General features: G+C 74.2%; 23 protein-coding genes. 16 read left to right on the top strand and 7 right to left on the bottom strand.

All coding sequences use genetic code 11. The features are described 5' to 3' along the window. Positions 1-41 precede the first annotated feature (41 nt). On the top strand, positions 42-1,730 hold the full coding sequence (locus MKK60_RS26025; protein ID WP_243989049.1) for a thiamine pyrophosphate-binding protein: 1,689 nt from the start codon (positions 42-44) through the stop codon (positions 1,728-1,730). Between the two features lie 13 nt (positions 1,731-1,743). Here the strand turns inward: MKK60_RS26025 and MKK60_RS26020 are convergent, their stop codons facing one another. Next, on the bottom strand, positions 1,744-2,724 hold the full coding sequence (locus MKK60_RS26020) for a quinone oxidoreductase family protein (protein WP_243989048.1): 981 nt from the start codon (positions 2,722-2,724) through the stop codon (positions 1,744-1,746). A 95-nt stretch (positions 2,725-2,819) separates the two neighbouring features. On the opposite strand from MKK60_RS26020, the gene MKK60_RS26015 reads away from it, so the two are divergent. From MKK60_RS26015 to MKK60_RS26005, 3 genes are all read left to right on the top strand, one after another. Continuing rightward, the gene (locus tag MKK60_RS26015) at positions 2,820-3,992 is read left to right on the top strand and encodes an alanine racemase (RefSeq protein ID WP_243989047.1); all 1,173 of its coding nucleotides are present in this window, start codon (positions 2,820-2,822) and stop codon (positions 3,990-3,992) included. Between the two features lie 8 nt (positions 3,993-4,000). After that, positions 4,001-4,399, top strand: coding sequence for a RidA family protein (locus MKK60_RS26010; RefSeq protein WP_147729782.1), 399 nt, complete (start codon positions 4,001-4,003; stop codon positions 4,397-4,399). A 114-nt stretch (positions 4,400-4,513) separates the two neighbouring features. Further along, on the top strand, positions 4,514-4,744 hold the full coding sequence (locus MKK60_RS26005) for a hypothetical protein (protein ID WP_243989046.1): 231 nt from the start codon (positions 4,514-4,516) through the stop codon (positions 4,742-4,744). A 13-nt stretch (positions 4,745-4,757) separates the two neighbouring features. Here MKK60_RS26005 and MKK60_RS26000 read toward each other — a convergent pair whose 3' ends face one another. Then, positions 4,758-5,462, bottom strand: coding sequence for an SDR family NAD(P)-dependent oxidoreductase (locus tag MKK60_RS26000; RefSeq protein ID WP_243989045.1), 705 nt, complete (start codon positions 5,460-5,462; stop codon positions 4,758-4,760). A 73-nt stretch (positions 5,463-5,535) separates the two neighbouring features. Continuing rightward, positions 5,536-6,003, bottom strand: coding sequence for a nucleoside deaminase (locus MKK60_RS25995; protein ID WP_243989044.1), 468 nt, complete (start codon positions 6,001-6,003; stop codon positions 5,536-5,538). Between the two features lie 159 nt (positions 6,004-6,162). Between MKK60_RS25995 and MKK60_RS25990 the strand changes: the two genes are divergently transcribed. From MKK60_RS25990 to MKK60_RS25960, 7 genes are all read left to right on the top strand, one after another. After that, positions 6,163-6,339 carry a CsbD family protein gene (locus MKK60_RS25990; protein ID WP_147729527.1) on the top strand — a complete coding sequence of 59 codons (177 nt, stop codon included), beginning with the start codon at positions 6,163-6,165 and terminating at the stop codon, positions 6,337-6,339. Between the two features lie 118 nt (positions 6,340-6,457). After that, a complete protein-coding gene (locus tag MKK60_RS25985; protein WP_243989043.1) occupies positions 6,458-6,634 on the top strand; it encodes a DUF1328 domain-containing protein in 177 nt (58 codons plus the stop codon). A 140-nt stretch (positions 6,635-6,774) separates the two neighbouring features. Next, a complete protein-coding gene (locus MKK60_RS25980; RefSeq protein ID WP_147844614.1) occupies positions 6,775-7,395 on the top strand; it encodes a LysE family translocator in 621 nt (206 codons plus the stop codon). 49 nt (positions 7,396-7,444) lie between these two features. Further along, entirely contained in the window at positions 7,445-9,640 is a 2,196-nt protein-coding gene (locus MKK60_RS25975; protein ID WP_243989042.1) for a pseudouridine synthase, read from the top strand. Continuing rightward, positions 9,637-10,194 carry a 16S rRNA (guanine(966)-N(2))-methyltransferase RsmD gene (gene rsmD / locus MKK60_RS25970; protein ID WP_147859843.1) on the top strand — a complete coding sequence of 186 codons (558 nt, stop codon included), beginning with the start codon at positions 9,637-9,639 and terminating at the stop codon, positions 10,192-10,194. The genes MKK60_RS25975 and rsmD overlap by 4 nt, the downstream gene beginning before the upstream one ends. 27 nt (positions 10,195-10,221) lie before the next feature. Then, a complete protein-coding gene (locus MKK60_RS25965) occupies positions 10,222-11,184 on the top strand; it encodes an NAD(P)-dependent oxidoreductase (RefSeq protein ID WP_243989041.1) in 963 nt (320 codons plus the stop codon). 230 nt (positions 11,185-11,414) lie between these two features. Beyond that, positions 11,415-13,124, top strand: a complete 1,710-nt coding sequence (locus MKK60_RS25960) for an IlvD/Edd family dehydratase (RefSeq protein ID WP_243989040.1) — start codon at positions 11,415-11,417, stop codon at positions 13,122-13,124. Between the two features lie 15 nt (positions 13,125-13,139). Here the strand turns inward: MKK60_RS25960 and MKK60_RS28620 are convergent, their stop codons facing one another. Both MKK60_RS28620 and MKK60_RS25950 read right to left on the bottom strand, forming a co-directional pair. After that, positions 13,140-14,516 (bottom strand): ATP-binding protein, encoded by a 1,377-nt coding sequence (locus MKK60_RS28620; RefSeq protein ID WP_243989039.1) that lies wholly within the window; start codon positions 14,514-14,516, stop codon positions 13,140-13,142. Continuing rightward, the gene (locus MKK60_RS25950) at positions 14,513-15,232 is read right to left on the bottom strand and encodes a response regulator (RefSeq protein WP_147844073.1); all 720 of its coding nucleotides are present in this window, start codon (positions 15,230-15,232) and stop codon (positions 14,513-14,515) included. Before MKK60_RS25950 ends, MKK60_RS28620 begins: the two co-directional genes overlap by 4 nt. Before the next feature lie 212 nt (positions 15,233-15,444). Between MKK60_RS25950 and MKK60_RS25945 the strand changes: the two genes are divergently transcribed. The 4 genes from MKK60_RS25945 to MKK60_RS25930 all read left to right on the top strand — a co-directional run bounded on the left by MKK60_RS25945 (position 15,445) and on the right by MKK60_RS25930 (position 18,818). Beyond that, the gene (locus MKK60_RS25945) at positions 15,445-16,833 is read left to right on the top strand and encodes a DUF1800 family protein (RefSeq protein ID WP_243989038.1); all 1,389 of its coding nucleotides are present in this window, start codon (positions 15,445-15,447) and stop codon (positions 16,831-16,833) included. 4 nt (positions 16,834-16,837) lie between these two features. Next, the gene (locus MKK60_RS25940; RefSeq protein WP_243989037.1) at positions 16,838-18,055 is read left to right on the top strand and encodes a DUF1501 domain-containing protein; all 1,218 of its coding nucleotides are present in this window, start codon (positions 16,838-16,840) and stop codon (positions 18,053-18,055) included. A 79-nt stretch (positions 18,056-18,134) separates the two neighbouring features. Next, the gene (locus MKK60_RS25935; RefSeq protein ID WP_243989036.1) at positions 18,135-18,413 is read left to right on the top strand and encodes a GCG_CRPN prefix-to-repeats domain-containing protein; all 279 of its coding nucleotides are present in this window, start codon (positions 18,135-18,137) and stop codon (positions 18,411-18,413) included. A 66-nt stretch (positions 18,414-18,479) separates the two neighbouring features. Further along, positions 18,480-18,818 carry a GCG_CRPN prefix-to-repeats domain-containing protein gene (locus MKK60_RS25930; RefSeq protein ID WP_243989035.1) on the top strand — a complete coding sequence of 113 codons (339 nt, stop codon included), beginning with the start codon at positions 18,480-18,482 and terminating at the stop codon, positions 18,816-18,818. Positions 18,819-18,891: 73 nt separating this feature from the next. Here the strand turns inward: MKK60_RS25930 and chrA are convergent, their stop codons facing one another. Both chrA and MKK60_RS25920 read right to left on the bottom strand, forming a co-directional pair. After that, positions 18,892-20,304, bottom strand: coding sequence for a chromate efflux transporter (chrA, locus tag MKK60_RS25925; protein WP_409567455.1), 1,413 nt, complete (start codon positions 20,302-20,304; stop codon positions 18,892-18,894). A gap of 49 nt (positions 20,305-20,353) precedes the next feature. Next, complete coding sequence (locus MKK60_RS25920) at positions 20,354-21,616, bottom strand: hemolysin family protein (protein WP_279604259.1); 1,263 nt, start codon at positions 21,614-21,616, stop codon at positions 20,354-20,356. A gap of 253 nt (positions 21,617-21,869) precedes the next feature. Between MKK60_RS25920 and MKK60_RS25915 the strand changes: the two genes are divergently transcribed. Next, complete coding sequence (locus MKK60_RS25915) at positions 21,870-22,799, top strand: ring-cleaving dioxygenase (RefSeq protein WP_243946579.1); 930 nt, start codon at positions 21,870-21,872, stop codon at positions 22,797-22,799. Positions 22,800-22,807 lie beyond the last annotated feature (8 nt).

Raw genomic sequence — 22,807 nt, 5'->3', positions numbered from 1 at the left:
CGGCGTAGCCTAGGCCGCGCGACGGGACGGAAAGGACGGCCATGGCGATTGCGACGGTGGACGCGCTCGGAAGCCGCCGAGGGGCGATGGTGCTGCTCGAGGTGCTGCGCTCGGAGGGGGTTCGCTACATCTTCGGCAATCCCGGCACCACCGAGCTGCCGCTGATCGACGCGCTCACCGAGACCCCCGACATCGCCTACGTGCTGGCGCTGCAGGAGGCGAGCGCGGTGGCGATGGCCGACGGCTACGCGCATGCCGCGCGCCGGCCCGCCTTCCTCAATCTCCACACCGCCGGCGGCCTCGGCCACGGCTTTGGCAACCTGATCAACGCCCACGTCTCGGGCACGCCGCTGGTGGTGACGGCGGGCCAGCAGGATTCGCGTCACGCGATCACCGATCCGCTGCTGTTCGGCGACCTCGTCAGCCTCGCCACGCCCGCCGTGAAGTGGGCGCGCGAGGTCACCAACGCCGACCAGCTGCCGATCCTGCTGCGGCGCGCCTTCCACGACTGCTCGGCCGCGCCCTCGGGCCCGGTCTTCCTGTCGCTGCCGATGGACGTGATGGAGGCGATGACCGCCGCGCCCGCCGGCGGCGTCTCGACGATCGACCGCTGCGCCGTGGCGGGCTCGCTCGAGCGGCTCGCCGACCACCTTGCCGCGGTGGCGCCCGGGCGCCTCGCCGTCATCGCCGGCGACGAGATCGACGCCAGCGACGCCTCCGGCCAGGCCGTGGCGCTCGCCGACCTCCTCGGCGCGCCGGTCTACGGCTCGTCCTGGCCGGCCCACATCCCCTTCCCCACCGCGCATCCGCTCTGGGCCGGGAACCTGCCGACCAAGGCCACGGAGATCGCCGGCATCCTCGGCGCCTACGACGCGGTGTTCGCGCTCGGCGGCAAGTCGCTGATCACGGTGCTCTACACGGAAGGCTCGGCGGTGCCGGCCGGCACGCAGGTGTTCCAGCTCTCGGCGGACGTGCGCGACCTCGGGCGCACCTACGAGACCACCCTCTCGATGGTCGGCGACGTGCGCGCCTCCCTCGACGCGCTGCTGCCGCTCCTGAGGCCGCGCCTCGCGGAGCGGGCCGACGCCTATGCCGAGCTGCGGGTCGCGGCCGCGCGGATCTACGCGGCCCGTCGCGGAAAGCTGACCGAGGCGGCCGACGCCGCCTTCGCCGACCCGGTGATCGCGCCGCTGGTCGCCGCCCGCGAGATCGCCCGCGCCGTCGGCGCCGACACCGCCATCGTCGACGAGGCGCCGGCGACGATGGCGCATCTGCGCACCTTCCTGCACAGCGACAAGACGCACCAGTACGCCTCGATGCGCGGCGGCGTCCTGGGCTGGGGAATGCCGGCCTCGGTCGGCACCTCGCTCGGCCTCGACCGCGCGCCGGTGATCTGCGTCGTCGGCGACGGCGCGGCGATGTACTCGCCCCAGGCGCTGTGGACCGCCGCCCACGAAGCGCTGCCGGTGACCTTCGTGGTGATCAACAACGCCGAGTACAACATCCTGAAGAACTACATGAAGTCGCAATCCCACTACGCGTCGGTGCGCGCCAACCGCTTCATCGCCATGGACCTCGTCGATCCGCGCATCGACTTCGTCGCGCTGGCCGCCTCGATGGGCGTGCCGGCGCGGCGCGTGACCCGTGCGGCCGACATCGCGGCGGCGATCGAGGACGGGATCCGGTCGGGCGCGCCGAACCTGGTCGAGGTGGTGGTGCGGGCGACCTGACGGGCGGCATGCCTCACGGCAGCAGCAGGATCGATCCCGTCGTTTCGCGTGCCTCCGCCGCGCGGTGCGCCGCGACCGCCTCCGCGAGCGGGAACCGCGCGCCGATGCGCGCGACGATCGCCCCCGAGGCGATGGCCGCGAAGACCTCGGCCGCGTTGGCCCGCAGGTCCGCGGGGTCGGCATTGTGCGGAAACACCGACGGGCGGGTGAGGAAGAGGCAGCCCTTCTTGTTCAGCAGCTCCGGCTCGATCGCCGGCGCCGGCCCGGAGGCGGCGCCGTAGAGCACCACGAGGCCGAAGGGCGCGGCGAGGTCGAGCGAATGCAGGAAGGTGTCGCGGCCGACCGAATCGTAGACGACCCGCGCCTTGCGGCCGCCGGTGGCGGCGAGCAGCGCCTCGGGCCAGCCCCCTTGCGAATAGTCGATCGCCACGTCGCAGCCGGCCTCGCGCGCCACCGCGCACTTCTGCGCCGATCCCGCGGTGCCGACCACGGTAGCGCCGAGCGCCTTGGCCCAGCGGCACAGGATCTGCCCGACGCCGCCGGCCGCGGCATGGACCAGCACCATCTCGCCCGGCTGGACCGCGTGGGTGCGCCGGAGCAGGTACTGCGCGGTCATCCCCTTGAACAGCAGGGCGGCGGCGTCCTCGTCCGAGACCGCGTCGGGGATCGCCACCAGCTTGTCCGCCGGCACGACGCGCCGGTCGGCGTAGCTGCCGAGCCCCGCGTTCATGTAGGCGACCCGGTCGCCGACCCGGAACCCCGCGACGCCCTCGCCCAGCGCCTCGATCCGCCCGGCGGCCTCGTGGCCGAGCCCGGTCGGCAGCGGCAGCGGGTAGACCCCCTTGCGCTGGTAGACGTCGATGAAGTTGAAGCCGATCGCGGTCTGGCGCAGGAGCACCGCGCCCGGTCCGGGCGGGGGCAGGTCGACGGTTTCGAGGCGCATCGCCTCGGGGGCGCCGAACGCGCGGAGGATGACGGCGTTCGCGTCTGTCATGGCGGTTCTCCGAGGCCGGGCGACGGTCTCGACCACCTAGCCCTGCGCCCGGCATCTGCCTAGAAGGCCGGGACCGGAATCGGAAAGGGGTCGCGATGGCCGTCACCGACGTCGCCGCGGATTCGCTCGCCGCCCTCGACACCCCCTGCCTGCTCCTCGACGAGGCGCGCCTGACCGCCAACGTCGCGCGGATGCGGGCGCGGCTCGCCGGCCTCGGCGTCGCCTTCCGGCCCCATCTCAAGACGGCGAAGTCTCTCGACGTGGCGCGCCGCGCGATGACCGGCCTGCGCGGGCCGGCCATGGTCTCGACGCTGCGCGAGGCCGCCTACTTCGCCGAGGGCGGCGTCACCGACCTCACCTACGGCGTCGGCATCGCGCCGCAGAAGCTCGATCGGGTCGGCGGCATCCGCCGGCAATACGGGGCCGACCTCGCGATCGTCCTCGACAGCGTGGCGCAGGCCGAGGCCGTCGCGGCGTGGGTGGCGGCCAACCGCGATCCCGTCTGCGCGCCCCTGCCCGTCCTGATCGAGGTCGACGCCGACGGGCACCGCTCGGGGGTCGCGCCGGACGACGCCGGGACGCTGACGGCGATCGGCCGCGTCCTCGTCGCCGGGGGCGCGGTGCTACGCGGGGTGCTGCTGCATGCCGGCGACAGCTACGGCCTGAGCGAGCCTGAGCGGATCGCGGCGGCGGCGGAGGCCGAGCGCGCGGCCGGCGTCGCGGCGGCCGGGCACCTGCGGGCCGCCGGCCTCCCCTGCCCCGTGGTCAGCATCGGCTCGACCCCGACCGCGCGGTTCGCCGAGGCGCTCGACGGCGTGACCGAGGTGCGGGCCGGCGTCTTCATGTTCGGCGACCTGTTCCAGGCCGGCATCGGCACCTGCGCAACCGGGGACATCGTCCTGTCGGTGCTGGCGACGGTGATCGGGCACCAGCGCGCGAAGGGCTGGATCATCGTCGACGCCGGATGGATGGCGCTGTCGCGCGACCGCGGCACCGCGCGCCAAGCCGTCGACCAGGGCTACGGGATCGTCTGCGATCCGGCGGGGACGCCCTACCCCGACCTGATCGTGCGCGACGCCAACCAGGAGCACGGCATCGTCGCCCTCCGCCCCGGATCCGCCGCCGCGCTGCCGGACCTTGCCTTGGGCGCGCGTCTGCGCATCCTGCCCAACCATGCCTGCGCCACCGCCGCGCAGCACGGAAGCTACCACGTGCTCGACGCCGCCGGGCGCGTCTCCGCCACGTGGCCCCGCATCGCCGGCTGGTGATCCTCCCCATGACAGATCCGATCGAGCGCATCGCGACGAAGGCCGTGCCGGAGCCCGCCGGGCACTATGCCCAGGCGACGGCATGGCGCGACCTCGTCTTCGTCTCGGGCCAGCTCGGGCCCCGCCCCGACGGCAGCCATACCTTCGACCGCCCGTTCGAGGAGCAGGCCCGGCAGGCGCTGGCCAACGTGCTCGCCATCCTCGGCGCGGCCGGATGCGGCCCGGAGCGCGTGCTCAAGGTCACCGCCTACCTGGTCGGCGTCGAGAACTGGCCGGCCTTCGATCGGATCTACGCGGAGATGTTCGGCGCGGCCCGCCCCGCCCGCGCCGTGGTGCCGGTGCCGGGCCTGCACCACGGCTACCTCGTCGAGATCGAGGCCGTCGCCGCGCGCCCGGACCCGGCCTGAGCCGACCCATCGCGGCCGTTTACCGATCGCCGGGGGCATCCCCCAAACGGGTGATGTGCGGGTCGTTGGAATCGCGGTGTTCTCTCGTGTCCGAGCCTGACGAGGGAGCCCGACATGCGAAACCGCCAGGATTTTCCGATCTGGACGCGAAACCGGGCGCAGCGTCACGCCGCGCGCGGCTGCAGCCGGCTCGTGGTCGGCCTGATCCTCCGGTCGGGCCGCCGGCGGCCGTCGCCCCCGGTCGCGGACGAGCGTCCCTCGAACGTCCTGCCGTTCAAGATCCCCGCGACCGCGCAACCTTTCCGGCCACCGCCGGCGCCGGTGGGCGACCTGCGGCACGGGTGAGGCCGCAGGTCTCTCAGAACCGCTCGACCCAGGGGCGCAGCTCCAGCTCCTGGGTCCAGGCGCTGCGATCCTGGCGCAGCACGTCGCGGTAGCTGCGGGCGATGGCCTCCGGGTCGAGGTGGCTGTCGGGGGCATCCGGCGCCTCGGGCGCGCGGGCCGGGTTCCGGATCGCGCCGTCGATGACGAAGTGGGCCACGTGGATGCCCTGGGGCTGCAGCTCGCGCGACAGGCTCTGGGCCAGGCCGCGCAGGGCGAACTTGCCCATGGCGAAGGCCGACGAGCCGGCGAACCCCTTCACGCTCGCCGAGGCGCCGGTGAGCAGGATCGCGCCGTGCCGGGCCGGCAGCATGCGCCGGGCGGCCGCCTGCGCCACCAGGAACCCGCCGAAGGCCGAGACGGCGAGCGCCTGGGCGACGGCCGCCGGGTCGAGCTCCGCGATCGCGCCGCGCACGCGCCCGCTGGCGTTGTAGACCACCACGTCCGGCGGGCCGCCGAGCGCCGGCTCGATCGCGGCAAACAGCGCCTCGACGTCGTCCGGCCGGCTCGCGTCGCAGGCGTGGACCGCCGCGCCGGTCTCGCGGGCGAGCCCGTCGAGCTTGCCGACGTCGCGGGCCGCCAGCCCAACCCGCAGGCCGTCGGCGGCGAGTTGCCGGGCGAGCGCCGCGCTGAGGCCCGAGCCGGCCCCGACGATCAGGGCGCGATGATAGGTCGGTCTCATGGAGGCGGCTTCCGGGTTGTCCGACGGGGCAACGTCGGGCGGGCGGGGCCGGTTCGCGCGCAGGGGCGACGGGTCAGTCCCGCCGCTCGCGGAAGAAGGCGCGCAGCAGTGCCGCCGCCTCGTCCTCGCGGAAGCCGCCATACACATCCGGCGCGTGGTGGCAGGTCGGATGATTGAACACGCGGGCGCCGTTCTCGACCCCGCCGCCCTTGGGGTCGGCGGCGCCGTAATAGAGCCGCCGGATCCGCGCGAAGCCGATCGCGCCCGCGCACATCGGGCACGGCTCCAGGGTCACGTAGAGGTCGCAGCCCGGCAGCCGGTCGTCGCCGAGGGCGGCGCAGGCAGCGCGGATCGCCAGGATCTCCGCATGCGCCGTCGGATCGTTGAGCGCCCGCGGCCGGTTGTGCGCCACCGCCAGCACGACGTCGCCGCGCACGATGACGGCACCGACCGGCACCTCGCCGGCCTCCGCCGCGCGGCGCGCCGCGGCGAAGGCGAGATCGAACGGCGACGTCTTCGCGGGAGGGATCGAGTCGGGCACGAGGACGTTCCTAGCCGCCGGAACCGCCGCCGCAAAGCGCGCCGCACCGGCCGGCACATCGACCCCAATCCGATCAATGTTAATCGGCGGAACATTCAGCCGGGGCCGGCCGTTTCTCATCCAACGCGGCACGGCCGCATTCAGGATGAGGAGCCGGCGATGAGCAGCACCACCGACAAGATCAAGGGCGCCGCCAACGAGGCGGTCGGCAAGGCCAAGCAGGGCATCGGCAACGCGACGGACAACGCGAACCTGAAGGCCGACGGCGCCGCGCAGGAAGCCAAGGGCAAGGCCGAAGGCGTCAAGGGCGACGTGAAGTCGGCCGTCGGCAAGTAAGCCTCGCAGCAACGCATCCCCCGGTGCGGATGCGGGTTTCGTTCCGCATCGGGGTTCGGTCGGCCGGTCGGTGCGTCCCCCGGCCTTGCATCAACGCATTCGTTTCCAGGAGGTCTGCATGATCGGTTGGGCCATCACCTTTCTCGTGGTCGCGTTGGTCGCGGCGCTCCTCGGCTTCGGCGGCATCGCCGGGATGGCGATGGAGGCGGCCAAGATCGTCTTCTTCGTGGCCATCGCCCTGTTCCTGGTCTCCGCCGTGTTCGGCGTGATGCGCGGACGCGCGCCGCGGCTCTGACCGGCCGGACTAGTTCTGCGTTGTGAGAAGGGCGGCCCGGATCGGGCCGCCCTTCTCGCGTTCCAGGGTGCACTGGGCGGGGTGCATTGGAACGCGTGCGGGCGTAGCCTCAGGTGCCCTCACCTCACCCTGTCCGGTCCATGAATCCCCAAACCTGGGCGCTCTTCCTATGCGCCGTCTTCCTGCTTTCCGGCACCCCCGGCCCGAACATGCTGCACGTGATGACGCGCAGCCTTCGCTTCGGCCTCGGAGCCAGCCTGTTCGCCATGGCCGGGTGCCTGTCGGCCGTGGTGCTGGTGCTCTGCGCCTCGGCGACGGGGCTGGGCGCCGTGCTCGCCGCCTCGCCCAACCTGTTCGCAGGGCTGCGCTATGCCGGCGTCGCATACCTGGTCCTCCTCGGGATTCAGGCGTGGCGCGGGGCCGGCGGGGTGCCGCAGGTCGGAACGGGACCGATCGCCCCCTCCGCCGGCGGCCTGTTCCGGGGCGGGTTCCTGATCGGGGCGAGCAACCCGAAGCTCCTGCTGTTCGCGGCGGCGTTCCTGCCGCAATTCATCGATCCCGCCGCGGATCAGGGGTTGCAGCTGACGATCCTGGTCGCGACCTTCGCCGCCGCCGAGGCGTTCTGGTATGCGGTCTACGCCCTCGGCGGCCGGCAGCTCGCGCGCCATCTCGCCAGGCCTGCGCTGCGGCGCCTGTTCGACCGGGCCACCGGTGCGATCTTCGTCGGCTTCGGGCTCGGCCTGCTGGCCGGACGCCCCTGAGCGACGATCCGTCTCGCGCGGCGGGGCCCGCTCTGTTATGGGCTTGCCGATGAGCGACAATCCGACCACCCCCTCCGCGGACGAGCCCGTCCGCGGTCCCGAGACGACGCAGGCGCCCGAGACCCCGGCGAACGCCGAGCCCGCACGCCGCGAGGCCGCCTCTCAGGACGAGCCTTCCCGTCAAGAGCCTTGGAGCCCGGCCACCGACGCCAACGTCCGGTCCGCGGACGACGAGGCGCCGCGGGAGCGCGTGGCCCGCGACCGACCCAAGGACCGGCACGCCAACGAGCGCCCGGCCAAGGAGAAGGTTTCGAAGGAGCGCGGCGGCGACGCCCCCCTGCGCCGCCGCCCGGCCGCGGCCGAGCCGACCCCGGCAGCGTCGGCCCCCGTCGATGAGGCCGAGCTCGAGGATCTCGAGGCCGCCGCGCCGGAGGCCACGGCTTCCGAGATCGCGGCCCCCGAGACCGCGCCGGCGAAGGCCGCCCCCGCTGCGCCCGAGACCTACGAGGGCGAGCGCATCGCCAAGGCGATCGCCCGCGCCGGCATCGCCTCGCGCCGCGACGTCGAGGCGATGATCGCGGAAGGCCGCATCACGCTGAACGGCCGCGTGCTCGACACGCCGGCGATCAACGTGACGGATTCCGACGCCATCACCGTCGACGGCGAGCCGCTGCCGACGCGCGAGCGCACCCGGCTCTGGATCTTCCACAAGCCGCGCGGCCTCGTCACCACGGCGCGCGACCCGGAAGGGCGCCAGACCGTGTTCGAGGTGATGCCTCAGGAGATGCCGCGCGTCGTCGCCATCGGCCGCCTCGACATCAACACCGAAGGCCTGCTGCTGCTGACCAACGACGGCGGCCTCGCCAAGGTGATCGCCCATCCCGATACCGGCTGGCTGCGCCGCTATCGCGTGCGTGCCTTCGGCGACATCACGCAGATGGAGCTCGACCAGCTGCGCAAGGGCGTGACCATCGACGGCATGGAATACGGCCCGGTCGAGGCGACCCTCGATCGCGCCAGCGGCGACAACGTCTGGCTGACGCTCGGCCTGCGCGAGGGCAAGAACCGCGAGGTCAAGCGCATCCTCGAGCATCTCGGCCTGTCGGTGAACCGGCTGATCCGGCTGTCGTTCGGGCCGTTCCAGCTCGGCGACCTCGAGGTCGGGCTGACCGAGGAGATCAAGACCAAGGTCCTGAAGGAGCAGCTCGGCAAGGGCCTCGCGAGCCAGGCCGGCGTCGACTTCGAGAGCCCGGTGCGCGAGCCGATCGCGCCCTTCGGCGGGCCGAAGAAGGAGGCCCAGGCCGAGCGCTCGCGCCGGGACGAGGCGCCCCGCGGCCGCGCGCCCTCCGGCGGGCGCCCGGTGCGCCCGGCCGCGCCGGCCCGCGTGCCCACCGGCGGCATGGGCGCCGGTCCGCGCCGGTCCGTCTGGCGCGCCGGCGAATCCGACAATCCGGAGGGCTTCCGGCCCTCCAAGGTGCCGCGCCGCGGCGCCGACCCGAAGGCCGAGCGGGCGGCGGCGGCCGAGAGCCGCGGGCGCGAGCGCGTCGGGGCGATCAACACCGGCGACCGGCGCGTCCTCGTCGAGCGGCTGTCGGCGAGCCCGGCGCCCGCCGAGGAGGCGCAGCCGCAGCGCCGCTACGCCCGCGACGAGAACGGCGCGAAGCCGCAGCGCCGGCGCGACGACCGCGACGCGGGCGCCCGCCCGGAGCGGCCCTACACCCCGCGCTTCAACGAGGGCGCGGATCGCGGGCCCCCGCGCAGCGATCGCGGCACGGGGTTCCGCGGGCAGGAGTCCGGCGAGCGCCCGCGCGGCGACCGCAATGAATCGCGCGGGTACCAGGGCGAGCGCCGGGACGGCGGCCGCGCCGAGGGCGCCCGCCCGGAGGGGCGCGGCTACCAGGGCAAGAAGCCGGCCGGGCAGCCGGGCGATCGACCCGGCGGCTTCGGCGGCAAGCCCGGCGGATTTGGTGCGAAGCCCGGCGGCTTCGGCGGAAAGCCGTCGGGCGGCTTCGGCGGCAAGCCCGGCGGCGAGCGCGAGACCGGCTACAAGGGCCGCGTCGAGGGCAGCTTCAAGCCGCGCGGCGAGGGCGGGTTCAAGGGCGGCCAGGGCCGACCCGGCGGCGGGGCCGGTCGTCCGGCGGGCGGCAAGCCCGGCGGGTTCGGGGGCAAGCCGTCCGGCGGGTTCGGTGCGAAGCCCGGCGGTCGGCCCGGCGGCGGCCGTCCGCCCGGCCGCGGCGGGCGGTGAGGATCGTCGGCGGGGATTGGCGCGGCCGGCGCCTCGCCACCCCGCGCTCCGACGCGATCCGCCCGACCTCGGACCGCCTGCGGGAGGCGTTGTTCAACGTTCTGGCCCACGCCTACGACGACGCGGTGCCGGGCGCCCGCATCCTCGACCTGTTCGCCGGCACCGGCGCGCTGAGCTTCGAGGCGCTGTCCCGCGGCGCGGCCTACGCGCTGCTGGTCGACGAGGGGGCGGAGGCGCGCGGCGTCATCCGCGAGAACATCGAGCAGTTCGGCGCCGAGGGGCGCACCCGCCTGTTCCGGCGGGACGCGACCAAGCTCGGCCCCTCGGGCACCACCGGTCGCTTCTCCCTGGTGTTCTGCGATCCGCCCTACGGCCGCGACCTGGCGCCCGCAGCGCTGACGGCGGCCGCGCAGGGCGGCTGGTTGACGCCCGACGCCCTGGTGGTGATCGAGGAATCCGCCGACGCGGTCGTCGCTCTGCCGGCGGGGTTCACGGACCTGGAACGGCGGACCTACGGTGACACGGCGGTCACGCTGGCGCGCTTCACGGGCTGAGTTGCCCAAGGCGAGAAAGGCCGTTCCTTGACCCCCCTGCCCCTCGTCCTCCTCACCAACCCGATCCACCCCGACGCGGTCGCGATGCTGGCGCCCCATGCCCGCGTCGTCGTCGCCCCCGACACGGCGGCGTCCTCCCTGCGTGCGCTCGCCCCCGACGCCGCCGGGATGATCGTGCGCGCGCAGCTGCCCGACGACATCCTCGACCACGCGCCGAAGCTTCGCGGCATCGTCCGCCACGGCGTCGGGCTGGACTTCGTGCCGCTGGCGGCCGCCACCGCCCGCGGGATCCCGGTGGCGAACCTGCCCGGCAGCAACACCGGGGCGGTGGCCGAGTACGTCCTCTCCGCCCTCCTCGCCCTGCGGCGGCGGCTCGCCGACGTCGATGCCGGGCTGCGCCGGGACGGCTGGCTCGCGGCCAAGACCCGCGCCAACGACCTCGCCGAGATCGGCGGCACCACGCTCGGCATCCTCGGGATGGGCGAGATCGGCCGCCGCGTCGCGGGAATCGCCCGCCACGGCTTCGGCCTGCGCGTGCTCGGGGCGTCGCGGACCGCATCGGACCATGGCGGGCTCGTCGAGCCGGTGGACGTCGCGACGCTGTTCTCGGGCAGCGACGCGGTGGTGATTGCCTGCCCGCTCACCGACGCCACGCGCGGGCTGGTCGACGCCGCGCTGATCGGGCGGATGCGCCCGGGTGCGGTGCTGATCAACGTCGCCCGCGGGCCGATCGTCGTGACCGATGCGGTGGTGGCGGCGCTGAACGCGGGCCGGCTCGGCGGCGCGGCGCTCGACGTGTTCGAGCATCAGCCGCTGGCGCCCGACCATCCGCTCCACGCCTGCCCGAACCTGCTGCTGACGCCGCACGTCGCCGGAACCACCGCCACGAGTCTGCGCGCGATGGGCCTCGGGGCGGTGGAGGAGATGCTCAGGATCCTGTCCGGCGAGCGGCCGCGGAACCTCGTGAACCCGGCCGCGCTGGAACGCTGACGGCTGGCGGTGCGCGCGCGGAGGCGGGCGCACACGGCGCTTGGGAGCCGTGACATCGCGCGGGTCCCTTCTCCCATGGGGGAGAAGGACAGGATGAGGGGCGTGAGCTTTCCGGAGAGGTCACGCCTCTCACTTCAACCCTCTCCCAAAGGGAGAGGGAGCCGGTCGGCCCCCGATCCGAAACTGAGCCGCCGAGTGTGTGAACCTGGATCGGAGCGAGGAACGGCACGATGAGCAAGGGTCTGCGAAAGGGTCTCACCAGCTACGGCGATGCCGGGTTCTCGCTGTTCCTGCGCAAGGCCTTCATCAAGGCGGCGGGCTATTCCGACGACGCCCTCGACCGGCCGATCGTCGGCATCACCAACACGGCCAGCGACTTCAATCCATGCCACGGCAACGTGCCGGCGCTGATCGAGGCGGCCAAGCGCGGTGTCATGCTCGCCGGCGCGATGCCGATGGTGTTCCCCACCATCTCGATCCACGAGAGCTTCGCGCACCCGACCTCGATGTTCCTGCGCAACCTGATGGCGATGGAGACCGAGGAGATGATCCGCGCCCAGCCGATGGACGCGGTGATCGTCATCGGCGGCTGCGACAAGACCCTTCCGGCCCAGATCATGGCTGCGGCCAGCGCCGACCTGCCGACGGTGGTGATCCCGACCGGGCCGATGGTGGTGGGCCACCACAAGGGCGAGGTTTTGGGCGCCTGCACCGATTGCCGCCGGCTCTGGAGCGCGCACCGTGCCGGCCAGCTCGACGAGGCCGAGATCGCCGCCGTCGAGGGCCGGCTCGCGCCCTCCGTCGGCACCTGCATGGTGATGGGCACGGCCAGCACCATGGCCTGCATCGCCGAGGCGCTCGGCCTGTCGCTGCCGATGTCGGCGACGATCCCCGCGCCACACGCCGAGCGCATCCGCCTCGCCGAGGCGAGCGGCCGGCGCGCCGCCGAGATGGCGGCCTCTGGCGGTCCCCGCCCGAGCGAACTCCTGACGCCGGACGCCTTCCGCAACGCGCAGGTGGTGCTCCAGGCGATCGGCGGCTCGACCAACGGGCTGATCCACCTCACCGCCATCGCCAACCGCACGCCGCACGGAATCGACCTCGACGCCTTCGACCGGCTCGGCCGTGCGGTGCCGGTGCTGGTCGATCTGAAGCCGTCCGGCGACCACTACATGGAGCATTTCCACCATGCCGGCGGCGTCCCGAAGCTGATGGCGCAGCTTGGGGACCTGATCGACCTCGACGCCGGGACGGTGGCCGGCGGGACGCTCCGCGACGTGGCCGCGGCGGCCGAGGACGTCCCGGGCCAGACGGTGATCCGGTCGCGGGACAACCCGATCAAGCCGCTGGGCGCGATGGCGGTGCTGCGCGGCAACCTCGCGCCGCGGGGCGCCGTGATCAAGCACAGCGCCGCGAGCCCGGCGCTGCTCCAGCACGAGGGCCGCGCGGTGGTGTTCGCCTCGATCCCCGACATGACCGCGCGGATCGACGATCCCGACCTCGACGTCGGCCCCGACGACGTGCTCGTCCTGCAGAACGCGGGCCCCAAGGGCGCGCCCGGCATGCCCGAGGCCGGCTACCTGCCGATCCCGAAGAAGATCCTCGCCGCTGGGGTGAAGGACATGGTCCGCATTTCCGATGCGCGGATGAGCGGCACCGCCTTCGGCACGATCGTGCTGCACGTCACCCCGGAATCGGCCGACGGCGGCCCGCTCGGGCTCGTCCGCACCGGCGACCGCATCCGCCTCGACACGGCGGCCCGTCGCATCGATCTCCTAGTGCACGACGCCGAGCTGGAGCGGCGCCGGTCCGAGGCGGGTCCGGCCGAGCGCCCGGCCTGGGCCGCCCGCGGCTACGCGCGCCTGCTCTACGAGACGGTCGAGCAGGCCGACGCGGGCTGCGACTTCGGTTTCATGCGCGCGGCGCCGGAGACCGGCTGAACGCCGCGACCGGCGTCAGCGTCCCGCCCCCGGCAGGACGACCTCCGCGCGCAGGCCCCCTTGCGGCAGGTTGTGCAGCCGGATCTCACCGCCATGCGCGCGGATCGCCGAGCGCGCGATGGCGAGCCCGAGGCCGGTGCCGCCGGTCTCGTCGCTGCGCGAATCGTCGAGCCGGGCGAAAGGCTCGAACATCGCCTCGACCCGGTCGGCAGGGATGCCCGGCCCGTCGTCCTCGACCCGGATGCGCACGTCCGCGCCGTCGCGATCGAGCGCGAGGCGCGCGCGTCGCCCGTAGCGGACCGCATTCTCGACGAGGTTGTCGAGCGCCCGCCTCAGGGCGTCGGGCCGGCCGGCGAAGGGAAGGGCTTCTGGGGCCGACAGGGTGACGTCGCGGCCGAGCGCGGCGTGGTCCGAGGCCAGCGTGCGGGCGAGCTCGGCGAGGTCGAGGGGGCCGCTCGCCTGCGAGGCGGCGTCGTCGCGGGCGAAGGACAGCGTCGCCTCCACCATCCGCTTCATGTCGCCCAGCGTCCGCACCATGCCGGCGCGGAGGTCCTCGTCCTCCACCATCTCCGCGCGCAGCCACAGCGAGGCGATCGGCGTGCGCAGGTCGTGGCTGACGGCGGCGAGCATCCGGGTGCGATCGTCGACGTAGGCCCGGAGCCGTGCTTGCATCCGGTTGAAGGCGATCGTCATCGTCCGCAGTTCCGCGGGGCCCGATTCCGGCAACGGCGCGACCATCGTGCCGCGCCCGGCCTCCTCGGCGGCCTGCGCCAGGGCTGTCACCGGCCCGACCACCCCGCGCAGCCCGAGACCGACCACGGCGAGCACGGCGACGACGCTGGCGGCGATCTGGAACAGGCCGATGCGCATCCAGGGCGGCGTCGGCAGCGCGACCGGCGCCTCGCCGTTGAGCCAGCGCCCGTCGGCGAGGTGCACCGAGACCTGGAGTGCCTCCGGCTTGGCCCGGCGCCCCTCGGCCGGCGGGTCGTCGGCGACGTCGGCGACGTCGCGCCTGACCGAGTCGCGCTTGACCAGGAGCAGGCGCGCCTCGGTCGCATCCGCCTGCAGGCGGCGGTCGAGGCCGTGCGCCAGCCGGGCCTCGTCGGCGTCCATCGCCCCGTCGGGGACGAGGCTCGCCGGGCCGATCGAGAAGTGGTGCCTGGGCGAGTTGAAGGCCGCGATGGTGCCTGGGACGGCGTCCGCCGGCACCGTGTCGAGCAGGCGGACGAGGATGGCGATGCGGTCGATCACCTGGGTGCGGCCGGCGGCGCGCCCGACGCGGGTCGCCTCGCTCGCGAACATCGCGAAGGCCGCGGCCTGCGCGGCCACCACCGCCAGCACCAGGAGCAGCGCCAGCCGCCAGACGAGCGAGCGCGGCATGAGGCGGCTCACCGGACCTCCCGCACGTCGGTGGCGAAGACGTAGCCGCCGCCCCACACCGTCTTGAGCAGCTCGGGATGGGCCGGGTCGCGCTCGAGCTTGCGCCGAAGCCGGCTGACCTGGTTGTCGATGCTGCGGTCGAAGGCCTGGGCGGTGCGGCCGCTCGTCAGGTCGAGGAGCTGGTCGCGCGACAGCACCACCCGCGGGCGCCGCACCAGCGCGGCGAGCAGGCGGAACTCCGCGGTGCTGAGCACGACCGCCTCGCCCGCCCCGTCGACGAGCTCGCGCCGGTCGCTATCCAGGATCCAGCGGTCGAAGGCGAGGCGCCGCGCGCCGGGTTCGGCGCGCTCGCGCGGCAGGGCGGCGGCCCGGCGCAGCAGGTTCTTCACCCGGGCGAGCAGCTCCCGCGGGTCGAACGGCTTGGTCACGTAGTCGTCCGCGCCGATCTCCAGCCCGACGATGCGGTCGGTCTGCTCGGCCATCGCCGTCAGCAGGATCACCGGCGTGTCGTGCACCTCGCGGATGTGGCGACAGAGCGAGAGCCCGTCCTCGCCGGGCATCATCACGTCGAGGACGACGAGGTCGATGGCGCTGGTGCCGAGGATCGCCCGCGCCGCCGCGGCGTCGGCCGCCACGCTCACCCGCAGGTCGTGCCGGCGCAGGTAGGCGGCCAGCGGATCGCGGATGTCGCGGTGGTCGTCGACGACCAGCAGGTGGGCAGCGTCCATGTCGTCGAGCCTTCGTCGTCGGGCCTTCCGCCGGCCGATCCTAGCGGCCGGGCCGGCCGGACCGCGCGGAAACAACGTCGCAAGATGTAACCGCCCGCCGGGCCTGCGACAGCTCGGCAAGAAAGTCTTCGAACCTGGGATTGTTGCGCGACAGGCGGGCGCGAAGGTCCGATCCAGGCCGCCGGTTCGGCGCGCCGCGAGGGATCGAAGCGATGACCACGGATGCGGTCCTTGCACTCAACCGGTTCGGGATCGGCGCACGGCCGGGCGAGACCGCCCGCATCGCCGGCGATCCCCGCGGATGGCTCGCCGCGCAGCTGTCCCAGCCCGCGGCGGCCCTGATCGACGATCCCGCGCTCCTGCCGTCCGATGCGGCGGCTCGCAGCCTCGCGCAGGCCCGGAACGCCAAGCGGGACCGGGCGGCGGCCGAACCCGCTTCGATGCCGGCTGCGCCCCCCCAGCCCGCGCCTCCGCCGTCCGCCGACCCCGGGCAGGTCCGGCGAACCATCGAGCGCGCCGAGGTCGAGGCCCGGCTCGCGCACGGCGCGGCGACGGAGGCCGGCTTCGTCGAGCGGCTGGCGCTTTTCTTCGCCAACCACTTCGCGGTCTCGAGCGACAAGGGGCCGGTCCGCGTGCTGGCCGGCGCCTTCGAGCGCGAGGCGATCCGCCCGCACGTGCTCGGGCGCTTCGCCGACATGCTGCGGGCGGTGCAGCGCCACCCGGCGATGCTGGTCTACCTCGACAATCAGCGCTCCGTCGGCCCCGGCTCCCCGGCCGGGGCACGGCGCGGCCTCGGCCTCAACGAGAACCTCGCCCGCGAGACGCTGGAGCTGCACACGCTCGGCGTCGACGGCGGCTACGGCCAGGCCGACGTCACGGCGCTGGCCGGGGTTCTCACCGGCCGGGGCTGGGTGCCGCCGCGGGCCGACCGGCCGGATGCCGGGCGCTTCCTGTTCGCCGCGAGCCGGCACGAGCCCGGCCCGGCGACGATCCTCGGCCGGACCTACGAACCGGGCGGCCTGGAGCAGGGCGACGCGGTGCTGGACGCGCTCGCGCGCCATCCGGCGACGGCCCGCCATCTCGCCCGCAAGCTCGCGATCCACTTCATCGCCGACGATCCGCCCGAGGGCGCGGTGGCGCGGCTCGCCGCCGCCTATCGCGACGGCGACGGCGATCTCGCCGCGATGGCCGCCGCGCTGGTCGCGACGCCGGAGGCGTGGGAGCCGGCGCCGCGCAAGTTCAAGACGCCCTACGAGTTCGTGCTGAGCGCGCTCCGGCTCGTCCCCGGTGCCGACCGACGCGACGGCCGCGTGCCGCGGGCGCTCGCCGCCTTCGGGCAGCGCACCTTCGCGCCGCCGAGCCCCCGCGGCTGGCCGGACGCCGCCGCCGAATGGCTCGCGCCGCACGCCTTCAAGGCCCGGATCGATTGGGCCGCCGAAGCCTGCGAGCGGGCGCCGCACGCCGGCAACCCGGTCGCGCTCGCCGAGGACGCGTTCGGTCCGCTGCTCTCCGCGCCGACCCGGCGCGAGATCGCCCGGGCCGAGACCGGGGCGCAGGGCCTCGCCCTGCTCCTGATGAGCCCGGAATTCCAGCGGAGATAGCGCGATGCGGCTCAACCCACCGACCTGCGGCAGCCTGCCGACCCGTCGCGGCCTGCTCGCCGCCGGCTCGACGCTCGCGGCCGCCGGCCTGATGCCGCGGATCGCTTCGGCCGCGACCCGCGACCCGCGCTTCGTCTTCGTGATCCTGCGCGGCGCGCTCGACGGTCTCGCCTTCCTCCCGGCGATCGGCGATCCGGCCTATGCCGCCTTGCGCGGCCCGCTGGCACTGCCGGCGTCGGGCGCCGGCGCGGCGCTGCCGTTCGGCGGCCTGTTCGGCCTCAACCCGAACCTGCCGTTCCTCAAGGGGCTGTTCGATGCCCGCGAGGCCTTGATGCTGCACGCGGTGGCGACGCCCTATCGCGAGCGTTCGCATTTCGACGGGCAGGACGTCCTGGAGAACGGCACCCCGAGCCCGAACGGCAGCGGGACCGGCTGGCTCAATCGCGCGGCCGCCCTGCTGCCGTCCGCCGGCCCGGCCCGCGGACGCGACCTCTTCGCCTGCGGCGCGACGGTGCCCCTGGTGATGCGCGGGCCCGCCCCGGTGATGAGCTGGTCGCCCGGCAACCTGCGCGCGCCGCTCGACGACACGGTGATGCGGCTGGAGCGTCTCTACGGCGAGCGCGATCCGGCCCTGCTGGCGGCGCTGACCGAAAGCAACCGTCTCGACGCGATGCTGCCGGAGGGGGGGCAAGCGGTCGGCGGTCCCGGCCGCATCTACGCCACCCTGGCCGCGGCGGCGGGGCGGATGCTCGCCCGCCCCGACGGGCCTCGGATCGCGACCCTGGCGCTCGACGGCTGGGACACCCATGCCGCGGAGGGGCCGGCCTCGGGCCGCCTCGCCCACCTCCTCAAGGCGCTCGACGACGCGCTGGCGGCGCTGAAGGCGGAGCTCGGCCCCGCCTGGGGCGACACCGTGGTCGCGGTCGCCACCGAGTTCGGCCGCACCGCGCACGCCAACGGCACCGACGGGACCGACCACGGCACCGCGGCGGCCGCCTTCCTCGCCGGCGGCGCGGTGGCCGGTGGGCGGGTCGTCGCCGACTGGCCGGGCCTCGCACCCGCGGCCCTGCTCGAGGGCCGCGACCTGCGCCCGACCACGGACCTGCGCGCCGTGCTGAAGGGCGTCCTGCGCGACCATCTCGGCCTCCCCGACCGGGCGCTGGCCGACACCGTCTTCCCGGGCAGCGGAGGCGTCGCGCCGATGCGCGACCTCCTCGCCTGATCCCCTGTTTCCGGGGTTCGAACCCGGAAGATCCCGGTGCGGCCGGACGGGCCGCGCCTTCCATGTCCAGGAGACTCGAATGGTGAGACGACATCTCGGCGCCTGCATCCTCGCCGGCAGCTTGGCCAGCACCCTCGCCGCGGCCGCCCCGGCCTCGGCGCTTCCCCTCGCCGGGCTCGCCGGCCCGGACGCGACCATCGTCCAGGTCTACGGCGGCTGCGGCCCGTTCGGCCATCGCGGACCCTACGGCGGCTGCCGACCCGGCGGGCAGGCCGGCGGCTACGTCCGCGGCCGCTCGTGCCCGCCGGGCTTCCACATCGGCCCGGCCGGCCGACGCTGCCGGCCGAACCGCTTCTGACGACCCGTCACGAACGACCGATGCCGGCGGCGTGCCGCCGGCCCTCACCCGTCACAGGAGAATCCCATGAAGGCATCGTTCATCACCACCCCGGTCGCGGCGGGGATCGTCGCCCTCGGCCTCGTCGGCGCGAGCGCCGGCGCCGCCGAGGCCCGCGACGGCTGCGGCCCCGGATTCCACCGCGGGTTCTACGGCTATTGCCGCCCGAACTTCGGCTACCGGCCGTTCGTCTACCGTCGCTTCGTGCATCGCCCCGCCTTCTACGGCTACCGGCGCTTCGCCTACGGCCCGCGCTGGCATCGCTGGGGCGGCCACCGTCACGTCGGCTGGGGCGGCTGGCACCGCGGATGGGGCGGCCATCGCGGATGGGGCGGCCACCACGGCGGCTGGCATCATCGCTGGTGATCGCCGGTGCACGTGAACCTGAGCCGCGTCGCCGCCTTCGCAGCGGCGCGGTTCCCGACGACGCGCGCGCAGCCTATCCGACCAGGCCGGCGAGGTGCAGGAGGATGCCGGCCGCCGCGCAGGCCGCCAGCGTCGGGATCACGCCGGCCTTGAGCCGGAACACGGCGGCGAGCGCCGCGACGGCGAGGACGAGCGCCCACGGATTCAGGCTCGCGAGCACCGGAAGCTCGAGGCGGATCGGCCCGAGGGCGACGGGTTCGAGGCGGGCGAACAGCGTGTGCAGCGCGAACCAGACCGCGAGGTTCAGGATCACCCCGACCACCGCCGCCGTGATCGCCGAGAGCGCGCCGGCCAGCGCCCGGTCGCCGCGCAGGCGCTCGACGTAGGGCGCGCCGACGAAGATCCAGAGGAAGCACGGCGCGAAGGTGACCCAGGTGGTGAGCAGGCCCCCGAGCGTGCCGGCGAGCAGCGGCGGCAGGCTGCCCGGATTGCGGAACGCGGCCAGGAAGCCGACGAACTGCGTGACCATGATCAGCGGCCCCGGCGTCGTCTCGGCCATGCCGAGCCCGTCGAGCATCTCGCCCGGCCGGAGCCAGCCGAACTGCCCGACCGCCTGCTGGGCGACGTAGGCCAGCACCGCGTAGGCGCCGCCGAAGGTCACCATCGCCATCTTCGAGAAGAACAGGGCGATCTGCCCGAACACGTTGTCGGGCCCGAGGATGGCGACGATCGCCGCGACCGGCGTCAGCCAGAGCGCGGCCCAGACAACCGCCGTCAGGAGCGTGCGCGCGGGGGCGTCCCGCTCCTGCGGCAGCGCCGCGTCGCCGATGAGGTACGGTCCGGCATCCGTCCTGCCGGCCGCTCCGTGGCCGCCGCCGACTCGGAACTGCGGCAGGCCGGCCCGGCCCCCGAGATAGCCGGCGAGGCCCGCGGCCAGGACGATCAGCGGGAACGGCAGGTCGAACAGGAACAGCGCGACGAACGAGGCCGCCGCCAGCGCGACCATCGGTGCGCTCCTCAGGGCGCGCCGGCCGATGCGGAGCACCGCCTCGGCGACGATGGCCAGCACCGCCGCCTTCAACCCGAAGAACAGGCCGGCGACGACGCCGACGTTGCCCGACAGCGCGTAGACCCAGCTCAGCGCCATGATCGCGACGAGGCCCGGCAGCACGAACAGGCCGCCCGCGACCAGCCCGCCGCGCGTGCCGTGCATCAGCCAGCCGATATAGGTCGCGAGCTGCTGCGCCTCCGGCCCCGGAAGCAGCGTGCAGAAGTTCAGCGCGTGCAGGAAGCGGTCCTCGGAGATCCAGCGCCGCTCCTCGACCAGGATGCGGTGCATCACCGCGATCTGCCCGGCCGGGCCGCCGAAGGAGAGCGCGGCGATGCGGCCCCAGACGGGGACGGCCTCGGCGAGGCCGACCGCCGGCGGGGCCGTGCGGGGCAGCGCGGCGCGGCCGGGCATCGGGATCTCGGGGCCGTCGGCCATGTCGGGGTTCGCCTCCCACCCCGCCGCCTCGGCCGGGGCGTCCGGTGTGCTACGCGGTGGCGCGGGCGGCCAGCACCTTGTCGATCCGGCGCCCGTCCATGTCGATGACCTCGAAGCGCCAGCCGCCGGCCTCGAAGGCGTCGCCCGCCGCAGGGATGCGGCCGAGCTGGTAGATCACGTAGCCGGCCAGCGTCGTGAAGTCGTCGGAATCCGGCGGCTCGGCGAGCCCGAGCCGCTCGAACGCCTGGCGGGCCGGGATCATCCCGTCGATCAGGAGCGAGCCGTCGGCCCGCTCGACCACGTCGGGCTCCTCGCCGGGCTCCGGGATGTCGCCGGCGATCGCCTCGAGCAGGTCCGTCTGGGTGACGATGCCCTCCAGGGTGCCGTACTCGTCCACGACCACGGCCATGCGCATCGGCTGGCTCTGGAAGGTCTCCAGCACCGCCAGGATCGTCATGCTCTCGTGGACGACGATCGGCGCCTGCGTCGCGGAGGCGATGTCGATCGCCCGCCCGTCGAGCACCTGATCGAGCAGGTCCTGCTTGCGGACCACGCCGACGAGCTCGTCGACCTGGCCCCGGCTGACCACCACCTGAGCGTGCCCGCAGGCGCGCATGGCCTTGAGGATCGCCTCCTGCTCCGCGTCGGCGTCGACCCACTCGACCTCGTGGCGCGGGGTCATGATGTCGCTGACCCGGCGCTCGCCGATGGCGAAGATCCGCTCCACCGCCTCCTGCTGGACCTCGCGGATCAGGCCGGCCTCCTGGCTCGCCTGGATCAGCAGGTTGAGCTCGGCGGTCGAGTGCAGCGAGCCCTCGCCGTGGCCCGGCTGGAGTCCGAACAGCCGCAGCACGCCGTTGCCGAGCCCGTTGAGGAACAGGATCGCCGGCCGGAACACGAACAGGAACAGGGCCAGGGGGCGGACCACCGCGAGCGCGGTGCGCTCGCTGCGCTGGAGGGCGAGGCTCTTGGGCGCGAGCTCGCCGAGCACGATGTGCAGCGACGTGATCAGGGCGAAGGCGATCGCCACCGCGATGGAGTGGGCGGCCACCGGCCCGAGCGACAGCGGCAGCCCGTCGACCGCCGGCGCGATCAGGTGGGCGAGCGCCGGCTCGCCGACCCAGCCGAGCGCCAGCGACGACAGGGTGATGCCGAGCTGCGTCGCGGCGAGATGCGCATCGAGGCGGTCGGTCGCCCGCTGCAGCGCCGTCGCGTTCGCGCGCCGCTCGGAGACGAGCTCGGCGACGCGGCTCCGGCGTACCGAGACCAGGGCGAACTCCGCCGCCACGAAGAACCCGTTGGCCAGCACCAGGACGAGGACCGCGAGCAGCCCCAGCGCGGTCGCCCATGCATCGTCGGAAATTCGCCGTCTCCCCGCGTGTCGAACGCCCCGCCATAGCAGCCGGAGCGTCGCCCGGCCACGCCGAAGGTCGCCGAAGGCGGGCGGACCGTTCGATGTGACATCAGAAACGATGCGTTTCCATCGTTTCGATTTCAATCGGTCGGGGCAATCCTCAAGTGAGGTCCATCACCAGCGCCCAGGGGCGCCAGGCAGGAGAAGCCTCATGTCCGAGATCGGCCTCCACCACGTCACCGCCTTTTCCGGCCCGGCGGCACGCAACCGCGACTTCTACACCCGCGTGCTCGGGTTGCGGCTCGTCAAGACGACCGTCAACTTCGACGACCCGGGCACCTACCATCTCTATTACGGCGACGAGGCCGGGCAGCCCGGCACGCTGCTGACCTTCTTCCCGATCGCGCATGCGGCCGCCGGCCGGGTCGGGGTCGGCGAGACGCAGGAGACCGCCTTCCGGGTGCCGCGGGCCTCGATCGGCTGGTGGATCCACCGCTTCGTCGCGATGAATGTCGACCACCAGGCGCCGTCGAGCGCGTTCGGCGAGCCGATCCTGCGCTTCCGCGATCCCGACGGGATGCGGCTGGCCCTGGTGGGCGTCGAGGAGGCCGGCCCGGCGCCGACCCGGGACGGCGGCGACGTGCCGGCCGAGCACGCGTTGCGCGGCCTTCACGGCGTCACGCTGCTCCTGGCCGAGACCGGCCCGACCGCCGCGATCCTCACCGACGGCCTCGGGTTCCGCGAGGCCGCACGCGACGGCGCATCGATCCGCTTCGCCGGCAGCGCGGCGGCCGGCGGGTTCGTGACGCTCGCCACGGCGGCCGACCGTTCGAGCGGGCGGCCGGGGGCCGGATCGGTGCACCACATCGCCTTCCGGGCGGCCGACGACGCGGCCCAGGCGGCGATGGTCGAGCGGCTCTCGACCCACCACCGCCTCGCCGTGACCGAGCAGCGCGACCGCCAGTACTTCCGCTCGGTGTATTTCCGCGAGCCCGGCGGCGTGCTGTTCGAGATCGCGACCGACGTGCCGGGCTTCACCGTCGACGAGCCGCTCGCCACCCTGGGCAGCGCCTTGAAGCTGCCCGCCGGCCTCGAGCCGCACCGGGCGCGGATCGCGGCCGCGCTGCCCGACCTCGCCTGATCCGTCGT

The organism is Methylobacterium sp. J-092 (assembly GCF_022829325.1).
Lineage (GTDB): Bacteria > Pseudomonadota > Alphaproteobacteria > Rhizobiales > Beijerinckiaceae > Methylobacterium.
The sequence above is the reverse complement of the archived record's forward strand: the minus strand, read 5'-3'. Positions and strand labels throughout refer to the sequence as shown.